Genomic DNA, 19,622 nt, shown 5'->3' with positions numbered 1-19,622 from the left:
TCGATCACCTGCCGGTGATCCCGCCACCGGCCACAACGCCTGTTGCTGACCGGCAGGAACGGCCGCAGCCGTTCCCACTCGGCATCCGTCAGATCACCCCGCCCCATGTCCACATCAACGACACGACTGCGGAGTAGTCACATGATCGGCCGGACAAGTCCTAGCGCAGGTCGATGACCGTGCGGAGCTTGCCGCTGGTCGCCGTGCGCTCGAAATCCTCCCTGCCAACCGTCTGCACGGCCAGGGACAGCAGCCCCTCCGCCAGCGCCGAGGCGAGTTCCGAAACCTCGGCGCGGAGGGCCGCCCGCGCGACCCCGGCGTCCGGCGCGTACTGCTCGTCGAGCCGGACAGTCATCCGCTCCCGGTCGGCGCCCGGGGCCACCACCAGCTGCGCCTCACCGTGATAGCCGAGCCGCTCCTCCAGGGCGCGCACGACCCGGCGGTAGTTGACGAAGTACGTGCCCACGCGGACCACGTCGCCGTAACGCCCGAGCAGTTCCAGGCGTGGCACGTGGCTGCCGCACGCGCACGCGCCCGGTACCGCCCGCCCCAGGTCGCCGATCTCGTAGCGCTCCAGCCGCTGTCCGGCCCGCGCCCGGGACGTGAACACGAGCCGTCCGGGCTCGCCCGGCGCCACCGGCCGGTCCTCGTGCGGGTCCAGGATCTCCAGCGTGTGCAGATCGGTCAGCACGTGGTGGACCGAGCCCTCGCAGGAGGCGCACTGGTAGCCCAGGGGGCCCAGGTCGGTGCTGCCGTAGGCCGCCGAGCGGATCACCTGGACCCCGAACTCCTCGGTGAGTACCCGGCGTTGTTCGGTGGTGAAGTGCTCGCCGCCGTAGAACACCTTGCGGATGCCGCCGTAGGCACGCAACCGGTCCGCCTCCGCGTGGAAGAGCTGCCACAGGTAGGAGGGCATGCCGAAGACGGTGTCCGCCCGGTGGGTGACCAGTGCCTCGGCCACCGAGGCGTGGTCGGGGCCCGCGGCGACGGGGAACTGGGTGGCGTCGAGCCGCTCCAGGATGGAGAAGAAGCTGATGAAGCTGCCGTACATCCCGCCGCAGTAGAACAGGTTGGCCGCCCGGTCCCGGGCCGGGTCGAAACCGGCGGTGATCAGCCCGTCCGCCGCGGCGCGCATCTGGTTGTCGTAGTCGTCGCAGGTGAACACCGACAGCGCGGGTGCGCCCGTGGACCCCCCGCTGCGGAAGTACAACTGCGCGTGGCGCGGTTCGAGGGAGGCCAGCGCGCGCTGTACGCCCTCCTTGCCGAGCAGCGGAGCGTCCGGCGCGGGGGGCGGCACCGGCGGGCCCACCAGGTCGTCCAGGCAGGCCACGGTTCGGAAGTCGGCGTCCGTGGTGCGCACGCTCACCCGGCGGCTGTAGCGCTGCAACGCGTAGACACCGTCGTGGGGTTCACCCTCGTAGCTCTCCAGCATGGAGCCGACCGGGGTGACGCGGGTGACGCCCGCGGCGAGCAGCACGCGGGACAGCGCGGCCAGGTCCGCCCGGTCGGCACCGATCGCCGCGGTCTGGAGGTAGCGGCGCATGGGGCGCAGGGTCGCGGTGACCGCGTGCCGGGGCAGGGGTTTCACCCGGACCGTGCGGTACAGGGGGGACGCGTCGAGCGCGGGCCGGGTGTCGGCCAGCACCCGCCAGGAGCGGTCCTCCGCCGCGAACACCCGGGTCAGGCCCAGGTGCTGTTCCAGCCGGGCGAGTTGGAGCACGGTGGTGATCTCCGCCTGCTCGGCCGTGCCGGCCACGGCGCACGGCGGCCGCGCGGCGGACACCAGGGCGAGCCGCTCGGCGAACCGTCCGGCCAGCGCGAAGAGTTCCTCGCCGTCGTCGGTGTCGAGGTACACCACCTGCGGACTGGAACACGCCTGCTGTTCGAGCCGGCAGACGTCCTCGGCCAGCGCGTCGAGGACGCCCTCGTCGGACGCCGCCGGCCGGGTCAGGTAGGCGAAGGAGATCCGGTGGCCCCACTCGACCACCCGGCAGCCGGGCGGCGCCAGTTCGCCCGCCGTGCGCACCGCGTCCTCGCCGCCCCACACCGCGATGGCGTCGGCCTGTCCGCACAGCGCTTCGAGCCACTCGCGGCGCGAGGACGGGAACGGCAGGGCGATGACGCGTTCGGCGATCAGCCCGGAGGGGTCGGCGGCGCCGAGCGCGGCGAGCAGGTCCAGGGCGAGGCCCGGATCGGAGCTGCTGGTCTTGAGCACGTTGAGGTTGCCGGCCAGCAGCCCCTCGACGACGCTCAGCGGGGCCACCGCCGCCGCGTTGCCCGGTGCGATGTGCACCAGCAGACCGACGGGTGCCCAGGCCTCGAACACCGTCGCACGGGCGTCCGGCCGGGTCAGCCGCTCCGGTCGCAGCCCGCCGAGTTCCCGCCGCAGCTTGCGTTCCAGGGCCTCCCGGGTGAGCGCGCCGGACAGTTCGGCCAGGACGGCCGCGCCCTCCTCGGCGGGCAGGTGCCCGACGAGGCGGCCGTACAGGGCGGAGGAGGGATCGGCCAGGTCGCGGCCGACCGTGGCACAGGCCCCCACCACCACGTCGGTGGGCAGGGACCGCGTCAGGACGCGCCCGGCCAGCTCCGGCAGCCCGACGAGCCGTCGGCCGGCCTCCGCGTCGTCGATGAACTCGCCCTGCCAATAGTGCAGTTCGGAGGTGGTCACGACATTCCCTTCATCAGTTCGGCGGCGGCCACCGCACAGCTGCGGTTGCGGCTCACGCCGGCGCGCCCGTGCACGGTGAACCAGTCGGTGGACAGCGGGCAGGGGCAGGCATCCCCCGGGTGCAGCGACGCGAGGTCGCCCATCACCACGCTGTGCGCGGGCACGGATGTGATGTAGGGGCTGACCAGGTGCAGGAAGCCGCGTTCGCCGTACGGCAGCGGACGCAGCGTGCCGGTGTCGCGCACGGCCGCGCGCGCCCAGACGGGTATGTGCAGCCGGTGGTGCGCGCACTCGACGTACGGCACACAGTGCTCGACCGAGCCGAAGGTGTCGCGCACGCGGTCCCCCGGCACCCCGAGGAGGTCGGTGACCGCGGCGCGGAACGCGTCCTTGCCGATCTGCCGGTCGGCGTGGCCCTTCCAGCCGCCGCCGAGCACCACCAGCGATCCCTCGGGCAGGGTGAGCGGCGGCAGGCCCGTCGCCCGCATCCGCTCCAGCGTGAAGTACAGGAATGCCGGGAAGCCCAGGATGCGTACCGGCACGTCGTCCTCCGCGTACCGCTGGAGCGCCGCGATGCAGCCGTGCACGTCGAACTCGTGGCCCCCGCCGGCGTGCCGCAGCGCGTGCGTGACGTGCCGGGCCGGGGCGAAGTCGCACAGGTAGTTGTCGGTGAACGACGTGCCCAGTTTCAGGGAGGGCGCGGGTTCGTAGCTGTACAGCAGGTAGTTCACCGGCTGGTCGGGGGTGATCCAGCCGTAGTGGTCGAAGATCCGGGCCACCATGCGCTGCGCCGAGCGGATGGTCCACTCGTCGAAGAACATCTGCGACTTCTGCCCCGTGGTCCCCGAGGAGGTCAGGTGCAGGAACACCTCTTCACGCGGGATGGAGAGCGCCTCGTGGCGCTTGAAGAAGGCGGCGGGCACCAGCGGAGCGCGCACCCCGCTGCCGACGGACGGCGCGGGCGTCTCGGCCGGGTCCTGGAGCACGCCGGCGAAGAAGGGCGAGCGGTCGGCGTGCCAGGCGTTCGTCTCCGCCATGGCGGCGGCGAACAGCTCGTCCACGGCCGGACCGTGGGTGTACGGCTCCGTCAGGTCGCACAGCCGCTGTACGTGGCCGAGCGCCGCCGGGTCGGGGACCTGGACGGGCGCGAGATGGGGTTTCACGGGGTCACCTCGTGGAGGGGCAGGTAGGTGGCGGTCCAGGCACTCAGGTAGGCGCCGAGGAAGGGCTGGAGCAGCGGGCTGACGGCGGTGGTGCGGAAGTCGATCTGACGGCTGGTCCGCGACAGGACGACGTAGTCGTGGAGGCGGTCGCGGACGCGGCGCATCGCCGGGTAGACCGCGCTCGGCACGAACCCCGAGGCGAGGAACACCTCGAGTGCCTCGGAGTCGGCCAGCGGCAGCAGCGCCTCGGCGTAGTCCGCGCCGGCCCGGGTCACCGCGGTCATCAGGGCTTCCAGGGCACCGGCCACCGCGGCGGGACGCGGATGGACGGCGACGAGCGCACAGCTTCCCGCCGTGGCGTCGAGGTCGGCGTACGCCTCGAAGCTGCCGTCGGCCGCGACCAGGATCGCGTTGGGCGTGTGCAGCGGGAAGAAGCGGTCGTCGGCCTGTGGAAACAGCTCCAGGAAGCGGCGCCGCACGAAGGCCGGGGCGGTGATCAGCTCGATCGGCTCGGCACCGGCGGCCGTCCCCGCCGTGCCTCGGGTCGGCACCGGCCAGGTGCCGGCGCCGTCGATACCGACGCCGGCGGACACCGCGGACAGCAGCGGCGCCAGCCGTTCGGGCACGGTCGGCACCGGTGCGCGGTGTTCCAGCACGCCGTCGGCGTAGCGGGCGAACAGGGCGAGGGTCTCGCACCCGTCGACCTCGACGGCGTTCGGCAGCAGGCCGAGCGGCCGGAAGCCGTTGCGCACGACGACGTGCTGCGGGCCCTCCGTGACCAGCCGGACGGTGGCGTACACCGAGTCCAGGGCGCCGGTGCCGAAGGCCGCGTCGCACACCGCCCCGGTCAGCCGGGAGGCGAGCCCGCCACCGCGGTGACCGGGGTGCACGGCGAGTCCGACGAGCTTGCCGATGCGGCTGCCCGGTTCGGTCAGCACGACGGCGGAACCCACCAGGGCGCCGCCGTCCGTGCGGGCGGTGAGCCAGTGCGCGGTGCCGTCGGTGATCAGCCGGCGCATGACCACCGGGTCGCTGCCCAGCGGCACCGGATAGCCGTGCCCGTACACCTCGAAGTACAACTGCCGCAGTTCCGCGATGTCCTGGGGGGAGGCGGGGGAGAGGACGGCGGTCACGACGGCGCTCCCGCCGGTTCCGGTACGGCGGGCATCTGCTCGGCCCCGGCGTCGTCGCGGCGGCCCAGCCACCACAGCGCCAGCGCCACCGGTACCAGACCCGCGCCCTGCAGCAGGCAGAGCGAGCGAGCCGCCAGCTGGTCGCCCAGCGCGCCGAAGACGAGCGAGGACACCGGGAACGTGGCGCCCAGCAGCGCCTGCATGACCGCGAAGAAACCAGGTTTGTCGGCCGCGGGCACGAGTCGCTGGAACAGCGCGACGAACCGCACGCCGATGACACCGACGCACCAGCCGGCCACAGCCATCGACAGGAGGGCCGCCGGGTGCCCGGTGGACAGCCCCGGCAGGCAGAGAGCCGCGGCCATCACCGCCAGGCACACGCTGCCGAGGGTGACGGGACGGCCGGGCAGCCGGCCGCCGCTGAAGGACCCGACCAGGGTGCCCGCACCGAGGGCCGCCTCCAGTGAGGCCACCGTGGAGCCGCTCGCGTGCAGCACGTCCCGGGTGTACAGCGGCATCACGACGTAGACGGCGGTGGTGAAGACGTTGGCTGCGGCGAAACAGACCAGCACCCGGCGGATGAACGGCAGACCGGCCAGCACCTCGCGCAGCGGGCGCCGCCCCGGGGACGGCCCGTCGGGCTGCGCGCCGCCCGGCTCCGTCCGCGGGAACCGGGTGGTGCCGACCAGCAGCGCAGCGAGCAGGTACGCGCCGGCGCACACGCCGATGACGGCCGCCAGTGAGCCCGCGTCGACCACCAGCGGGCCGAGCAGCCCGCCGCACAGCCCGGCGACGGACTGGGTGGACAGCTCGAAGCCGGTGGCCGACTCGATGTCGGCGTCCTCGACCAGTTCCGGCACCGAGGTGGTCAGGCAGGGATCGAACACCGCCTGGCAGGCGGCCAGCGCCAGCCCGACCGCGTAGGCGGCGGCCACGGGCAGCGTCCCGGCGTACGCCGGCAGCGCCGCCGCGGCCGCCACCACCCCGGCCGCGGCCGACGCGCCGGCCAGCACCGTGCGGTGCGCGTACCGGGCGACGACGCGTGCCACCAGCGGGGCGAGCGCGACCGCGGGCAGGGTGCTCACCATGAGGAACAGACCCGAGGCGAGGCCGCGCTCCGCGCCGCCCGCGGAGCCGACGAGCCACCACACCGCACCGACCTGGAACATGCGGCTCGCCGCCTGGGTGAGGAGCTGACCTCCCCAGACCCTGCCGAAGGACGGATTGCGCAGGACGAGCGGCAGGCGGCGCGCCCGCACGGATGCCGCGCTCACGCGTGCGGCCGTTCGTCGACGACGCGCACCAGCTTGCCCGAACGGGAGTTGACCACCAGGTCCCGGTGCCGCACCCACTCGACGGTGAGCGGGTTCACGTGTCCGGCGGCGGTCGCGGTGGCGTACAGCGGACGCTCCGCCAGCAGCGCGGCGACGACGGACTCGCCGAGCCCCTCGTATCCCTGGGCGGGGTCGGCGACCGCGAGCCGCAGCAGCAGCCCGTCGCGCCCGTCCCGCCGCTGCACGACCAGCTGCAGGCCCGTCACCTCCCCGGATGCGTCGACGGCGCGGACGATGTCGTGGGCGTCCTCGGTGTACAGCGAGACCGGCCCCACCCGTACGCCCTCCTCGGCGCGGCCGAGGATGCGGAAGACACCGGAGTCCCGGTCGACCCACTCGGCCCGGTCGCCCGCCGGATAGCGGATCACCGGCATGAGCCGCCTGCGCAGGTCGGTGACGACGAGGCGTCCCGGCACACCGGGCGCTTCGACGGGAAGTCCGGTGTCGTCGCCGAGGATCTCGACCACCGTGTACGGGGTGAACGCGCGGTGCACCCGCGGATCCTCGCCGGGCACGGCCTCGCCGAGCAGCCCCGCGTCCACGCTCGCGTACCCGAGGGAGCGCGGCCGGGCATTCGGGAACGCCGCGCGCAGCAGCGGGAGTTGATCGCCGAAAAGGCATTCCCCGCCGAAGAACAGCAGCTCCACGTCCGGCAGTGACCGGCCGGCGGAGGTGAGATGCTCGGCGAGCGAGCACAGCGTGGTCGGTGTACCGGCGACGACCTGGACTGCGAACTCCTCCAGCGTCGCCACCGTGGATTCCAGGGGCGCCGCCCCACCGAGGGGCAGACGGACGTTGGCCACGGGGGAGCGGTGCAGCGAGTCCAGGACGAAGGTGAAGCTGGCGTACAGGTCACCGGCGTAGAAGAGGTCCGCCACCCGGTGCCCGGGCCGCAGCCCCGCACGGACCAGCCCGGCACCGAACGCGGTGGTGAACTCCCGCCACTCCGTGCGGGTGTAGTAGGAGAACTTCGGTGACCCGGTGGTCCCGCCGCTGCGGAAGACGACCGCTTCGTCCAGGGGAGCGGTCAGCAGTCGGTTGGCGCTGGGCGTGTTGGCCTGCCAGAAATCGGCCTGGGGTACCACCGGGAGATCCATGAGGCGCTCGACGCGATCGGGAAGACCGGCGTAGAGCTCACGGTAGAAAGACGAGTTGTCGCGGGCGAAACGTACGAGTTCCGCGAATGGTTGAACGGGCATCAATTCCTGCTCGAAGGCCTGGTCCGCCGGGACGGAAAACGCCCGGCGAGATACGACAGGGCCGACCCGCTGGGGCGGGTGTGGACCAGGTCGCTGAGGGTCTGGAAAAGCGGCGCACCCCTGACGGGCGCGACGTCCGCTGCCTCAGATTATCTCACTATCCGGGACGGGCTTGCGTCAACTGGTCACGTGCGCAGGGCCCTTGCGGCCGCGTGGACGAGGGCTTGAGTCATTCGGTTCCTTCGGGCGCCGAGACGGTGATCACATTTCACGGTCACAGATAATTGCTCGTTGAATTGTTCGTAGCTGAATCAACTCGGGCGGGGAGGAAACCGGGCGCTGCGCCATTCGGGCGACGGAAACATCGGACCGGCCCCCGGGTGGTAGACCTGGCCCGTGTCCGGGCGTGTCATCCGGCCGCCGGTCGCGCACGCGACGATCAGGAGTGAGGATGCCCGCTGCCCCCGTTTCCCGTCCCCCCGGTGACGGACGAGGCCCCCGGCTGCGCGAGCGGTGGCGCCAGGTGCTCGACCACCGCACCGGCCCCACCCAGCGCTCACTCATGGCGGCCTGGCTCGGCTTCGGCTGCACGTTCGGCACGGCACGGCTGATCACGCACGGGATCCGGGGCGGCTGGCTGCCTTGGGGCAACATCTCAGCCGGCCGGACACACCTGCACCACTACAACTTCGGCATCGCCACCCTCGCGGGCGTCGGACTCGTGGCGGTACGCGGGGACCGGGCCCATGTCGGCCATCCCTGGATCGGCGCCCTGTACGGCGCGGGCTCGGCGCTGATCGCCGACGAGTTCGCCCTGCTGCTGGACCTGGAGGACGTCTACTGGGCCAAGCAGGGACGCATCAGCGTGGACGTGTCCCTGGGCATCCTCAGCGCGCTCGGCCTCTACCTGACCGCGGCACCGTTCTGGCACGAGATCACCGAGGTCACCGGCGCCCACGTCCGTCGGCGCCTCGCCTCCTGACCCGGAGCCGATGCTCGCCGGCCCCGTGTCCGACCCTGGTCTGCCACCGGGCTGGGCGGCGGAGCCGAAATGGGACGGCCGGCGTGCACTGTCGGCCGTGGAGCCGGAGGGCGGCCGAACGTCCCCGGCTCGGCGTGTGCTCAGCCCGGTGGTTCGCCCGCCGGGGTTGAATCACCTCGGTGGGCAAGAAACGAGCTGACCGGCTGTTCGGCCGTCGGCCGGCTTCTCATGCGGTCGCCTTGGCGTGCCACTGGGTGAGGTGGGCGGTGATCCAGTCGGCGACCTCGCGGATGCCGTCGTCCGAGGTGAGGCTGGTGAAGATCACGGGCAGGTCGCCGCGTTGCCGCTTGTGGTCGGCGGCCATGGTGGAAAGGTCGGCGCCGACGTGCGGGGCGAGGTCGGTTTTGTTGACGAGAAGGAGGTCTGCGGTGGTGATGCCGGGGCCGCCCTTGCGGGGGATGTCGTCGCCGCTGGCGACGTCGATGACGAAGATCTGCACGTCGACGAGGCCCCTGGAGAAGGTGGCGGTGAGGTTGTCGCCACCGGATTCGATGAGCACGAGGTCGAGGGGCTGGAGGGTGTGCTCCAGGTGTTCGACGGCTTCGAGGTTGGCGGAGAGGTCGTCGCGGATCGCGGTGTGCGGGCAGGCGCCCGTTTCCACCGCGGTGATCCGCTCGGGTGGCAGGGCGGCCTCGCGCCGCAGATACTCGGTGTCCTCGCGGGTGTAGATGTCGTTGGTGACGACGGCGATGGACCAACGGTCGCGCAGGGTGCGGCAGAGCGCGGCGACGCTGGCGGTTTTGCCGGAGCCGACGGGGCCGCCCAGGCCCACGCGGAGGGCGCGGCGGCTGCCGTCGATGCACGAAGAACTCCAGGTGTACGGGGAGGTTCAGGAGGCGAAGAGGCGGACGGTCGACGTTCATCGTCTGCTTCCGAGGAGACCGTGTGCCGTCAGGTCGAAGGCCGCTTGGGCCGCGGCGCGGGCGTCGGGGTGGACGGTGTCGGCGCTTTCGCCGGCCAGGAGGCGGCGTACGTTTTCCGCTGCCAGTTCTTCGCGAACTCCGATGAGTTGGGCTGCCTTGACGCGGGCGAGGACGTCCGGGTTGTCGTGTCGGCCGGGTTCGGTCAGTTCAGCGGCGAGGAGGACGCGGTCGCGGGCGGTCAGGCGCAGGGCGCGGTCGGCCAGTGTGGGAGTTTGGTCCAGCAGCCGGCGGACGGCCAGCACGTGGGGGGCGTCGGACAGGCCGGTGGAGGCGTCGCGGGCATCCAGTCCAGTCAAGAAGGCGTGGCGCAGCGCTTCCACCGGGCTTTGGCCGGGCGGGCGTTCGCGGACGGTGCGTGCGGCCTCGCCGATGTGGTCCTCAATGGGGCGCAGCACGAGGTCTTCCTTGGTCGGGAAGTAGTTGTAGACCGTCATCCGTGACACCTCGACCGCCTCGGCGATCTCGGCGACGGTGACGTTCTCGAAGCCGTGCTTGAGGAACAGGCCGATGGCGGTTTCCCACAGGGACTGGGCGGTGCGCTGCTTCCGGCGCTGGCGAAGGCCTGCTGCTGGCTGCGTCATGACGCCATCGTACAGCGCCAAATATTCATCAGAGCCAAAACATTGACGCTGTACAAAAATATGTCTTACGGTCTGAGTCGCGGCCAAGAGCGCCGCTGACCGTTCCTTCAGAGAGCAGAGCGCCCATGAACGTTCACGACCTGCCGCTGTACGCCTGCGCCGCTGCCGTGGTCGGCCCCGGCATCAAGGTGCTCAACGCCTCGCTTCCCTCATCGGCCCCAGGGCAGGAGCCGCAGACCGGGGCGCGGGCCCTGCTGCGCGCCTGGCGTCCGGCGGTGCCCGTGGTGGCGGGCGCAATGGTTGCGGTCATGGCGGCGCTCAACCTGGCGCAGGCGGTCTGGCCGGGGCTGATCGGCCACCTTCAGCGGCAGCCCGGTGGGCCCTGGTGGCGGGCGGTCACGGCGCTACTGGTGGAGTCCAGCGGCTGGGTGCAGCTGCTGTTCAACCTGGCGGCGCTCATCGCGGTCGCACCCGTCGCGCAGCGTGTCCTCGGCCCGGCCTGGACCCTCGCGATCTACCTCGCCTCCGGGGTCGCCGCCCAGACGGTGAGCATGGCGTCCTGGAGCCCGCACGGCCCAGGGAACTCGGTGGCCATCTGCGGTCTGGTCGGCGCCCTCGCCGCAGCCTACGCACTGCGCGGGTCGGACGCGCCGCTGCGCCGCATGGCGCTGCTCATTCCGGCGGCCGGACTGGTGCTCTGCGCGATGTCCAACAACCACGGGGTGGGGCTCCTGGCCGGATCCCTGCTCGGTGCCGGCCTGGCGGCCGTCGACCGCACCGGACGTCGCATCCACCTCCCCGTCCGCCCCGAAACGGCCACGGCCTGACGCCTCCTCAAGGGATCGTCACCTGCTCGGTTCATACGGGCGTCGGAAGCTAGGGCCTGTTGCGAAGTGCTGGTCGCAGCCATTCGTTGATGGCCGCGACCAGCACGGTCCCCGCGTCCGAGAGCAGGCCCGCCGTCAGGCCGCCACCACTACCGGTCTGGTCATCGATGCCCGCGCTCGGTTCGGTTTCATCGCTGCGCCCGGCACCAGCGATGACGCCCGCCCGCGCCATCTCACCCTCGCCCTGCCCCCCGCCTACGCGGCCCGTCTGTTCGACGCCCAGAAAGCCGGCGCCAGCGTGCCGCACGGCCCAGGAACGCGCCGGCGGACGCGGCCGGTGGGACGGTGTGCTGCCGTTGCGGACGCTTCTGGTCGAACAGCCCGAAGAAGCCGACGGTCCGACCGGCTACTGGATGACCAACCTGCCCGCGACCACCCCGGTCGCCGACCTGGTGCGGTGGGCGAAGATGCGCTGGCGGATCGAGCACGACTACCGCGGGCTCAAACACGGCCCGGGCCTGGATCACTTCGAAGGCCGCAGCTGGCGCGGCTGGCACCATCACGTCACCCTCGTCACCGCTCGCCCAGGCTTCCTCACCCTGCGGCGACTCGACCCGAAAGCACACATGCCGGCCTGACCCTCTACCAAGTCCTGGACGAGCTTCAGGCCCTGCTGAGGTGCTGGACCGGCACCTGCACCACCTGCGGCCGACCCCTCACCACCAGCAGAACCAGACCCAGAACCTAACGAAGCACTACTAGGCTGGTGGCTGATCACGGTTACCGACGAGGGGGTTCCAAGGCGTGAGCGGGAGAGTGACGGCGGTCAGCAGCAACGGGGAGTACTCGTTCATCAAGCCGAACCGGGACAGCGTCAGATTGCTCGCTGGGCTTGGTGTGGAGGGGGACGTGCACGCCGGTGTGACGGTCAAGCACCGCTCGCGCGTCGCGCAGGATCCCACTCAGCCGAATTTGCGCCAAGTCCACCTCATTCATGAGGAGCTCTTCGCCGAGGTCGGCGAAGAAGGGTTTGAGGTGGCTCCCGGCGAACTCGGCGAGAACATCACCACGCGCGGCATCGATCTGCTCGGTTTGCCGGTCGGCACATTGCTGCGCATCGGTGACTCCGCGGTCCTGGAAGTCACCGGCCTCCGCAATCCCTGCCTGCAGATCGACAAGTTCCAGGACGGGCTGCTGAAGCAGGTCGTCGGCCGCGACGAGGCGGGGAACATCGTGCGCAAAGCCGGAATCATGAGCATCGTGAGAGAAGGTGGCGTGGTGCGCCCGGGCGACGCGGTCGAAATTGAGCTTCCCATTGGCCCGCACCAGCCCCTGGACCGGGTCTGACCAGCTTCCCGGGCAGGCCGTGACATGACGACGCCCGCGCGGGTTCTTGAGGTGTGAAGATCAAGCTGATCGAAGGACTCGCGCCGGCGCGTTGCGACGGCTCCCTGGATCAAGGACGGAGAGACGAAACCGACCTTGACCTCCACCGTACTTGAGGTCCTAGCTTCGTGATCATGACGAACGTGAGCACCTCGCGGAGCGGTACCACCGCACCAGACCAACGGCCCATCGCCCTCGTCGCCTGGCACGCCACCGAGGCGATCCTGCGGCACTCGCAGGCCGCTCTGGCAGGCATCGACCTGACCCAACCCCAATGGTGGGCGCTCAATAACATCGTCCGGGCCAAGCACGGCCTGACCAGGGAAGAGGTCCGTGCCCTGGACGTGCCCTACGGTATGGGCACCGAGGTGATCGCCCACGCCGCCGACGCGCTCGCGCACCGGGGCTGGATCGTCGCTGGCTCGGACGGCCGGCTGACCCTCACGGATCAGGGCCGCGCGGGCCTCGCGACGGCGAAGGAACACATGGCCCGGGTGCGCGCGGAGCTTGTCGGTGACATCACGGAGGAGGAGTACACGGCAGCGGTCTCCGTGCTCCAGCGCGTCACCGACAACCTCGCCTAACGAGTTGGTGTGTGATAGCAGGTGAGCTTTCACGCCAGGTGGATGGCATGATCCCGCTGTGGCGATCATGGTCAATCGGGCGGTGCTGGCGCATCGGCTGTTCACGGGGCTCTCTCGACAGCATCTTGCCTGCCCGGTCGAGGAGTCGGCCGAGCCGTGGCAGGCCGGACTTGAGGGCCGACGCCACGCCGCACGTGGAGGAGCCCGGAAGCGGGCGGCGTTTGCCGGCGCCCGCCATCGGCTGGTGTTCGTCGACAGGCTGGTGGTCACGCTGATCCATCTGCGGCACGACCTGCCGCACTCGGTACTGGGACTGCTGTTCCGCGTCGACCGCTCGACCATCACCCGCGCCATCGCAGAGATACGCATGCTCCTTGCCGACCGGGGGTGCGCGGTTCCCGACCGACCTGGCCTGCGGCTTCGGACACTGACGGACGTGTTCGCCTACGCCCAGGCCGAAGGCATCGAGCTGCGTTTGGACACCACCGAGATCCAGGTCCGCCGGCCACCGGCCAACCGCGGCGGACGCCGCGCGTTCGTCTCGGGCAAGAAGAAACAGAACACCATGAAGGCCACCGTCATCGCCGACGATCGAGGCCGCACGTTATGGACCGACGCCCTGCGACCTGGACGGATGCACGACGCCACGGCCTGAGCCGCGACCACCGAGGACACGCGATCACACCGCCCAGCGGGTGACCACGGTGTCGTGCCGGGTGGTGGCCATGACGTGGAAGACGTCCGCCCGCTCCAGCTCGGGCCGCCAGCCCTTGGAAAAGCCGTAGGCGGCATCCGCGGTCACGCACCGGAACGGGATGGCGCGGCGGACCGTCGCCTCGGCCATGGCCACCTTGGTTTCGAAGGCGACCTCATCAGTGATGCCGGCCCGGCGGCATCTTTCCCGGTCATCCATCCAGGAGGTGGGCAGATACCACCTGCGGTGGACTCCCCGTTCTGCAGACCGGAGAGCACATCGGCGGCGCGGTCACTTCCACCAGGGGTCAGGGTACCTGTAGGGGTTCACCGGTTCGGCGTGGCCGTCCTTGGTGCCGGTGAGGGTGATGACGGTGAACTTGGCGCGGCAGAACATCTTCTATCGCAGCCGGCGGCCGGGCAGGCGGGTGAACCCGGTGATCATCCACATCACCAGGGCGGCGGTGACGGTGATCTGTGCAGCGGACAGCATGGGCATGTGCATGGACACGGACCTCCGGGTGGGAGGGTGAAGGTGTGGGAGGGCAGCCCCGTGCGGGGCGCCGGGGTCAGCGCTCGGGCTTGGGGGGTCGCTGCATCAGCGCGGCGACGGCCTCATCGAGGGTGACCTTCTCGTTCAGCAGGGCTGAGATCACATCGGTAATCGGCATTTCGACGTCGTGGGCGCGAGCCAGGGCGAGGATGGCCTCCGCGGACTTGACGCCCTCGGTGGTCTGCCGGGTGGCGGTCGTCGCCTGCCCGACGCTCAGGCCGCTGCCGAGGCGGACGCCGAAGGCGCGGTTGCGTGACAGCGGCGAGGAACAGGTGGCCACCAGGTCGCCTACGCCGGCCAGGCCGGCGAGGGTGGCCGGGTGGGCGCCCATGGCCGCAGCCAGGCGAGTGGCCTCTGCCAGCCCGCGGGTGATGAGCATGGCCGCGGAGTTGTTGCCCAGGCCCATGCCCGCGGCGATACCGACCGCCAGGGCGATCACGTTCTTCACCGCGCCGCCCAGCTCGCACCCGATCACGTCGGTGCTGGTGTACGGCCGGAAGTAGGCCGTGTGGCAGACCGCTTGCACGCGGCGCGCGGTGTCTTCGTCGGGGCAGGCGACCGTGGCGGCGGCGGGCTGGCCGGCCATGATCTCGGTTGCGAGGTTCGGGCCCGACAGCACTGCGACCCGGTCCGCGCCTACCCCGGTCACCTCGGTGATGATCTGGCTTGCCCGCCGTCCGCTGCCCGCTTCGATGCCCTTCATCAGCGACACGATCACCGTGGTGGGTCCGATATGCGGAGTCCATGCGGCGAGGGCGGTTCGCAGGCTCTGCGCGGGAATGGACAGCACCAGGAAGTCCGCACCGTCCAGCGCGGCGGCCGGGTCCGTTGTCGCGGTGAGCGCGGCGGGCAGCTCGATGTCCGGGAAGTATGCGGGGTTGCGGTGCTGCGTGTTGATCGCGTCGGCGATCTCGTCCCGGCGAGCGTGCACGGTGACGCTGGTACCGGCGTCGGCCAGGATCTTGGCGACGGCGGTGCCCCAGGACCCGGCCGAGAACACAGCAGAGCGGTGGGTCACTGCGGGGTCCTTACGAGTTGGGCTGGCGTCCGGGCCCGGCCATCGTATCGGCCGCGCCGGGTGCCGCAGGGGAACTCACGGGGCGCCGCAGGGTCAGCAGGACCGCGCGGCGGCCTGGCAGTGCGGGCAGTACCTGGTGCGCCTCGCGCAGCATGGTCTGCGCCTGGTCCTCACCCAGCTCGTTGCGCAGGTCGTCGGCGTGGGTGATCCACAGCCGGTAGAGCCGTTCCCACAGCGCGGGCTCGGTGGGCCGCTCGTCCACGCCTTCGACCGTGAAACCGGCGGCGCGGGCCCGTTCCGTCCAGACGGGGACGGCGTTTCGGCGTGCGGCCCGGGTCACCAGCAGGCGGCCGCCCGGGGCCAGGACGCGGCCGAGTTCGCGCAGTGCCGTGTTGCGGTCGGTGGCGCCGCAGAGCGCGTCCACGCACACGATGCCGTGGGCACGGGCGTCGGGCAGTCCCGTGTCCTCCAGTTCGGCGACGTGGAATGCGGCCCGCTCAGCGGTCAGGCCGAAGCGGGAACGGCGCTCCGCGGCCTGGGCGACGGCGACCGGGGAGAGGTCGAAGCCCGTCAGGCGCAGGGCAAGGGCGCGGGCCAGCCACAGGCCGATGCCGCCGGTGCCGCAGCCGGCGTCCACCAGAAGCTGCCCGGGCCGCATTCGCAGCCGGGCGGTCATCAGCCCCAGCAGCGGCCAGTCGCAGGAACTGAAGGCGCCGACCTCGGCCGGGTAGTCCTCTCCCATGGCCGTCGCGTACAGGCGCGCGACGAGATCGCTGCGGGCGCGGGAGGCGGGGAAGTCGTCGTACTGGGTGGAGCGTCCGCCGGGTGAGGGCGGCCTGGTGGTGATGTTCATCGCGGCATCGATCTCCTGATCCGTGAAAGGGTTTCACGGCGCAGACCGGGCCGCCGGGGTCGGACAGGTCCAAGGACCACCGGCTCGTACCCGGTGACGTGCGCGATCCGCTGCGCGACGTCCCCGCACTGTTCGGCGAAACCGCCGCGGGCCCGGACGAAGTGGCCGCTCGCCTGCGGCCACGGCGTGAGCCTTGTGGCCGGCGCCGCCTGAAAGAAGGGGGTACCGGCGCTGTGCGGGTCGCTGGGGAGGTCGTCACGGGTCCCGGCGATGGTGGTCAGCCGGGACTGTGCGGCCTCGGTCAGAGCCCGGGTCAGTGCGATCGCCGGGTTCCTGTGGCAGCCGCCGCCGGCGAAAACCGCCGGGGAGTCCTCCGACCACAGGTACGCCACACAGACCGGCAGTCCGTACGGACCGTCCACCAGCGCGATCTCCCATGCCAGTCCTGCGGCCAGGAGCCGGCGGACCACCTCCCGGCCGTGTGGGTCGTCGACCGTGTCCGGCGTGATCAGCGTGCGTCGCTGCCCGCTCGACTGTCCGTCCCGGTAGAGCACATCCCGCTCCACCACCTCGAAGAGCGCGTGCAGCACCGCTTCGTCCCGGGTGCTCCCGCACGCCAGACCGGTGCTGGTCGTACGCAGCAGGTCCGGGCTCCACTCGGACCGCAGGGCCCGGCAGCGGGCCAGGTCCGCGGGCAGCAAGTGTTTCTGCCCACTCACCAGCCCGGTGCCGGGCATCCAGTCCCACACCAGCTGAGCAAGGGCGCGCTCCGGGTGCGGGGCAGTCAGCGGCAGCGCGGCCACGGGGCAGTTCGGGGCGACCTCGGCGGCCGGGCCACGGGCCGCGACGGGTGGCGGCTGCTCCAGGTGCCACAGCTCGATCGCCTTCATCACCGCGGACAGCCTCGCCAGCACATCGGTGGCGCCTTTGCCCTGCGACGTGCTCAGGGTCAGCGAGGCGGGCCGGATCGCCGTCCAGACCGGCAGCCCGATGCAGTCCAGGCCGGTCAGGTCGGCAACCCGGGTGATCCCGTACTCCGGCAGGCGTCCGGCCACCGCCTCCCATACCTGCTCGGGAGTCCGGGCACGCACCGTGCCCGGTAACACCACGAGCCCGTCAGCGCCCATCTCGCGCCACCTCCTTCTTCTCCTTCAGGACTCCGGGTACGAACCGTTTGGCCGCCTCGACGGCGCGCGCGCCGCACACCAGCCCCCGCGCGGACGCTGCCGCGTCGAACTGTGACTCCCCACAGCGCCACACCCGCAGCAACAGTCGGCGGGCCAGGACCGCGCGTACGGCGGCGGTCGAGAACCCGGGTTGGCGGGCCTCTTCGAGGGCGTGGGCGTACTGGGCGACGGCCCGGCGGTCCTGCTCACTCTCGCCTGCCAGCAGCAGGGCAACGCTCGCCGCGTCGCGAAGGTCGACCGCGGGGTGGAACACGCGGTCGGCGGGCAGGCACTGGCCGGTGGCCTCGGCCAGCCGTACCTCAAGTGGCCGGCCCGGCCCGTCGGCCGGATGCAGGGAGCGGTATTCGAGGTAGGCCGTCCGCGTCTTGTCGTACTCAGGGTCGAAAACCTGCTGGTAGACGAGACGGTCCTCAGTGAACAGGTCCAGCCCGTCGACCCGGCTGCGGGCGAAACGACTGGACCAGCGCTGGAAGTACGTCGTGTCCCACACCGAAGACGACAGCCGGGCTCGCGATGTCCGCTCGTTCAGCGCGGTTCGTACGGCGGCCAATGCATCGGCGCGCTTGAGGTCACCGAAGTGCTGGTCCCGCTCCCGTTGCTCGGCCAGCCACCGGGCGAACTCCGTCTCGCCCTGGCGGCGGCAGACGGCCCCCACCGCAGCCAGAGTGCGCTGCGGGTAGTAGACCGCCCGCAAAGCCTCCAGCAGCGCATCGGCCCGCTCACGGTCCAGGACCCCGGCGGCCACAGACAGCCTCGTGACATACCGGAGATTGACCATCGGCCAGGTCAGCGACTGCCACTCCCCGTCCGGGGCCTGCCCGACGGCCACCTCGTCGTCGCCCGTGATCTCCCCCCGGGCGTACGCGGCGAAGGTGTGACCGACGCCTGCCATCCCCAGCGGCTCCAGCTCCGCCGCCCGCAGCGCGCCGATGCTCGCCGCCCCGGTCATCCGGACGCCTCGCCCCATCGCGGCCAGGATCTCCTTGTGCCGCAGCGCCGGCGCCTGGTGACCCCGTCGATGAGCACCACGGTGTCCCCGCCACGGATCGCGGGGGCGAACAGGTCTCCATGCCCCGCCGGCGGCCACACCCGCACCCCCGGCGCCGCGAGCTGGGGCTCAGACCGCGGCAATGCCGGTCCGACGAACACGTGAATCACTCGACCCTCCAGCCAGTGTCGAGCGTGAAGGGACGCCCCTCCCCCGGGCATCCGAGAGAGGTGCCCGCGCCAGGACGCCGAGAGGCGGCTACTCCGCGTCGTAGACGTCCTGGGCGATCACCTCGGCCTCGGTGATCTCCTCGCATTCCTTCAGCGCCGAGGCGTTGACGGAGGCGATGGTCGACTTGGACTCCATGGCTTCTGCCTTCTCCGGAGGTTGTGCCAGTACCTTCGCGGCGGATCCGCAGGTCAGGAAGGCAGCAGGGCGTGCCCAGCGGTGCCCACGGTGTGACCAGGCGTGCCCATGCCGCCGGAGATTCAGGGCGATGGGGGTCGGTTCACAGCGAGAGCGGGTACCACGGGGAGGTGGAGATCGACGGGCATCCGCTGACCTGGCTCCTTCACCACAACGGCTGGTCAGCCACCGACTACTTGACGCGACTAGATCCCGTACACCGCAGCCTCGGGTACGGCAGCATCGCGACGAAGGACCGCAAGCGGATCACACGCTGGACCCGGCATGGCATCACCCCGGAGATGCCCGCCCAGCTGGCCATGGCGGTCCTGCACGGCATTCCGGCGGAGGAAGTCACGGCCCGGCCCTGGCCGGAGTGGCTGAAGCAGGCATGCATCCGCCAGCGTCAGCTACTTGACGCCGCGTAGAACCCGCAGACCACGATCGAGCTACTGGACCGCGTTGCCACCGCAGGAGGACCGCCTATGGACCGCAGGGGATTCCTGCTCGTCACGGGGGTGGCCCCGCTGCTCGCCGGGGCCGCCACCGCCCAACCCGCCACCACTCGCTCCGGCGGCCGCCGCATTGGCCGACAGACACCCGCCCTGTTCGACAAGGCCCTCGCCATCCTGCGACATGAGGACGACCAGCTTGGCTCCGGCCACGTCCATGCCTCTGCCCGCGCCCAGCTCCGGCTGATCGTGCACACCCTCAAGACGACGGCCTACACCGACGAAACCGCCCGCCAACTGTACGGGGCCACCGCCGAAGCCTCCCGCATCTGCGCCTGGACCGCGTACGACTCCGGCCATCACGCCCTGGCCGAGGAGTACTACGTGGTGGCCTTGCGTGCCGCCCGCACCGCCGACGACCCCGTGGTCACCGCCAGCACCCTAGCCTTCTGGGCGATCATGCGCTACTCCACCACCGACCCCCGCGGCGCGGCCGACCTCGCCAACGGCGCTCTCGGTCACACCCGGCAGATCGACTCCCCCGTTATCTTCTTCGCGGTCCTGCAAGAGGGCCGCTGGCCTCCGGGCCCGGCATGACTGTTGCCCCCTGTCGATCGGATGACCTGGGGGGTG

17 protein-coding genes and 4 pseudogenes are annotated in these 19,622 nt (G+C 71.4%); 9 read left to right on the top strand and 12 right to left on the bottom strand.

What is annotated here, in order from left to right; genetic code table 11:
- Positions 1-160: 160 nt before the first annotated feature.
- Genes ACZ7N4_RS38490 through ACZ7N4_RS38470 form a run of 5 tightly spaced genes read right to left on the bottom strand, consistent with a single transcriptional unit; the run spans position 161 to position 7,497 of the window.
- Positions 161-2,668 carry an acyl-CoA reductase gene (locus tag ACZ7N4_RS38490; protein ID WP_471368523.1) on the bottom strand — a complete coding sequence of 836 codons (2,508 nt, stop codon included), beginning with the start codon at positions 2,666-2,668 and terminating at the stop codon, positions 161-163.
- Positions 2,665-3,831: a LuxE/PaaK family acyltransferase gene (locus tag ACZ7N4_RS38485; protein ID WP_471368520.1), complete on the bottom strand. Its 1,167-nt coding sequence runs from the start codon at positions 3,829-3,831 to the stop codon at positions 2,665-2,667. The genes ACZ7N4_RS38490 and ACZ7N4_RS38485 overlap by 4 nt, the downstream gene beginning before the upstream one ends.
- A complete protein-coding gene (locus ACZ7N4_RS38480) occupies positions 3,828-4,964 on the bottom strand; it encodes a GNAT family N-acetyltransferase (RefSeq protein WP_471368518.1) in 1,137 nt (378 codons plus the stop codon). Before ACZ7N4_RS38480 ends, ACZ7N4_RS38485 begins: the two co-directional genes overlap by 4 nt.
- On the bottom strand, positions 4,961-6,238 hold the full coding sequence (locus ACZ7N4_RS38475; protein ID WP_471368516.1) for an MFS transporter: 1,278 nt from the start codon (positions 6,236-6,238) through the stop codon (positions 4,961-4,963). Before ACZ7N4_RS38475 ends, ACZ7N4_RS38480 begins: the two co-directional genes overlap by 4 nt.
- The gene (locus ACZ7N4_RS38470) at positions 6,235-7,497 is read right to left on the bottom strand and encodes a phenylacetate--CoA ligase family protein (RefSeq protein WP_471368514.1); all 1,263 of its coding nucleotides are present in this window, start codon (positions 7,495-7,497) and stop codon (positions 6,235-6,237) included. The genes ACZ7N4_RS38475 and ACZ7N4_RS38470 overlap by 4 nt, the downstream gene beginning before the upstream one ends.
- A gap of 451 nt (positions 7,498-7,948) precedes the next feature.
- Here ACZ7N4_RS38470 and ACZ7N4_RS38465 point away from each other — a divergent pair, with 451 nt between their 5' ends.
- On the top strand, positions 7,949-8,479 hold the full coding sequence (locus ACZ7N4_RS38465) for a hypothetical protein (RefSeq protein WP_471368511.1): 531 nt from the start codon (positions 7,949-7,951) through the stop codon (positions 8,477-8,479).
- Positions 8,480-8,705: 226 nt separating this feature from the next.
- Here ACZ7N4_RS38465 and ureG read toward each other — a convergent pair whose 3' ends face one another.
- On the bottom strand, positions 8,706-9,338 hold the full coding sequence (ureG, locus tag ACZ7N4_RS38460) for an urease accessory protein UreG (protein ID WP_471368525.1): 633 nt from the start codon (positions 9,336-9,338) through the stop codon (positions 8,706-8,708).
- Positions 9,339-9,398: 60 nt separating this feature from the next.
- Entirely contained in the window at positions 9,399-10,064 is a 666-nt protein-coding gene (locus ACZ7N4_RS38455) for a TetR/AcrR family transcriptional regulator (RefSeq protein ID WP_471368509.1), read from the bottom strand.
- A gap of 104 nt (positions 10,065-10,168) precedes the next feature.
- On the opposite strand from ACZ7N4_RS38455, the gene ACZ7N4_RS38450 reads away from it, so the two are divergent.
- From ACZ7N4_RS38450 to ACZ7N4_RS38425, 6 genes and pseudogenes are all read left to right on the top strand, one after another.
- Complete coding sequence (locus ACZ7N4_RS38450; protein WP_471368506.1) at positions 10,169-10,870, top strand: rhomboid family intramembrane serine protease; 702 nt, start codon at positions 10,169-10,171, stop codon at positions 10,868-10,870.
- Positions 10,871-10,997: 127 nt separating this feature from the next.
- Positions 10,998-11,168 (top strand): annotated as a pseudogene (locus tag ACZ7N4_RS38445) (telomere-protecting terminal protein Tpg); the annotation flags it as partial.
- Positions 11,169-11,172: 4 nt separating this feature from the next.
- A pseudogene (locus ACZ7N4_RS38440) lies at positions 11,173-11,508 on the top strand (IS701 family transposase); the annotation flags it as partial.
- 178 nt (positions 11,509-11,686) lie between these two features.
- A complete protein-coding gene (locus ACZ7N4_RS38435; protein ID WP_471368502.1) occupies positions 11,687-12,217 on the top strand; it encodes an MOSC domain-containing protein in 531 nt (176 codons plus the stop codon).
- Positions 12,218-12,390: 173 nt separating this feature from the next.
- Positions 12,391-12,840, top strand: a complete 450-nt coding sequence (locus tag ACZ7N4_RS38430) for a MarR family winged helix-turn-helix transcriptional regulator (RefSeq protein WP_471368500.1) — start codon at positions 12,391-12,393, stop codon at positions 12,838-12,840.
- 67 nt (positions 12,841-12,907) lie between these two features.
- Positions 12,908-13,492: pseudogene (locus ACZ7N4_RS38425) on the top strand (helix-turn-helix domain-containing protein); the annotation flags it as partial.
- Between the two features lie 30 nt (positions 13,493-13,522).
- On the opposite strand, the pseudogene ACZ7N4_RS38420 reads toward ACZ7N4_RS38425, so the two are convergent.
- The 5 genes and pseudogenes from ACZ7N4_RS38420 to ACZ7N4_RS38400 form a co-directional block, all read right to left on the bottom strand.
- A pseudogene (locus ACZ7N4_RS38420) lies at positions 13,523-13,786 on the bottom strand (transposase); the annotation flags it as partial.
- Between the two features lie 316 nt (positions 13,787-14,102).
- Positions 14,103-15,104 carry an NAD(P)H-dependent glycerol-3-phosphate dehydrogenase gene (locus ACZ7N4_RS38415; RefSeq protein WP_471368497.1) on the bottom strand — a complete coding sequence of 334 codons (1,002 nt, stop codon included), beginning with the start codon at positions 15,102-15,104 and terminating at the stop codon, positions 14,103-14,105.
- A 10-nt stretch (positions 15,105-15,114) separates the two neighbouring features.
- Positions 15,115-15,957 carry a class I SAM-dependent methyltransferase gene (locus ACZ7N4_RS38410; protein ID WP_471368495.1) on the bottom strand — a complete coding sequence of 281 codons (843 nt, stop codon included), beginning with the start codon at positions 15,955-15,957 and terminating at the stop codon, positions 15,115-15,117.
- The gene (locus ACZ7N4_RS38405) at positions 15,954-17,084 is read right to left on the bottom strand and encodes a YcaO-like family protein (RefSeq protein WP_471368492.1); all 1,131 of its coding nucleotides are present in this window, start codon (positions 17,082-17,084) and stop codon (positions 15,954-15,956) included. The genes ACZ7N4_RS38410 and ACZ7N4_RS38405 overlap by 4 nt, the downstream gene beginning before the upstream one ends.
- On the bottom strand, positions 17,074-18,111 hold the full coding sequence (locus ACZ7N4_RS38400; RefSeq protein ID WP_471368489.1) for a TfuA-like protein: 1,038 nt from the start codon (positions 18,109-18,111) through the stop codon (positions 17,074-17,076). The genes ACZ7N4_RS38405 and ACZ7N4_RS38400 overlap by 11 nt, the downstream gene beginning before the upstream one ends.
- Before the next feature lie 557 nt (positions 18,112-18,668).
- Here ACZ7N4_RS38400 and ACZ7N4_RS38395 point away from each other — a divergent pair.
- Both ACZ7N4_RS38395 and ACZ7N4_RS38390 read left to right on the top strand, forming a co-directional pair.
- Positions 18,669-18,965: a hypothetical protein gene (locus ACZ7N4_RS38395; RefSeq protein ID WP_471368488.1), complete on the top strand. Its 297-nt coding sequence runs from the start codon at positions 18,669-18,671 to the stop codon at positions 18,963-18,965.
- A gap of 57 nt (positions 18,966-19,022) precedes the next feature.
- Positions 19,023-19,586 carry a hypothetical protein gene (locus ACZ7N4_RS38390; protein ID WP_471368485.1) on the top strand — a complete coding sequence of 188 codons (564 nt, stop codon included), beginning with the start codon at positions 19,023-19,025 and terminating at the stop codon, positions 19,584-19,586.
- Positions 19,587-19,622: the final 36 nt, after the last annotated feature.

This window comes from Streptomyces sp. NPDC107654, from assembly GCF_055639035.1.
This window is presented reverse-complemented; position numbering and strand designations above follow the sequence as displayed.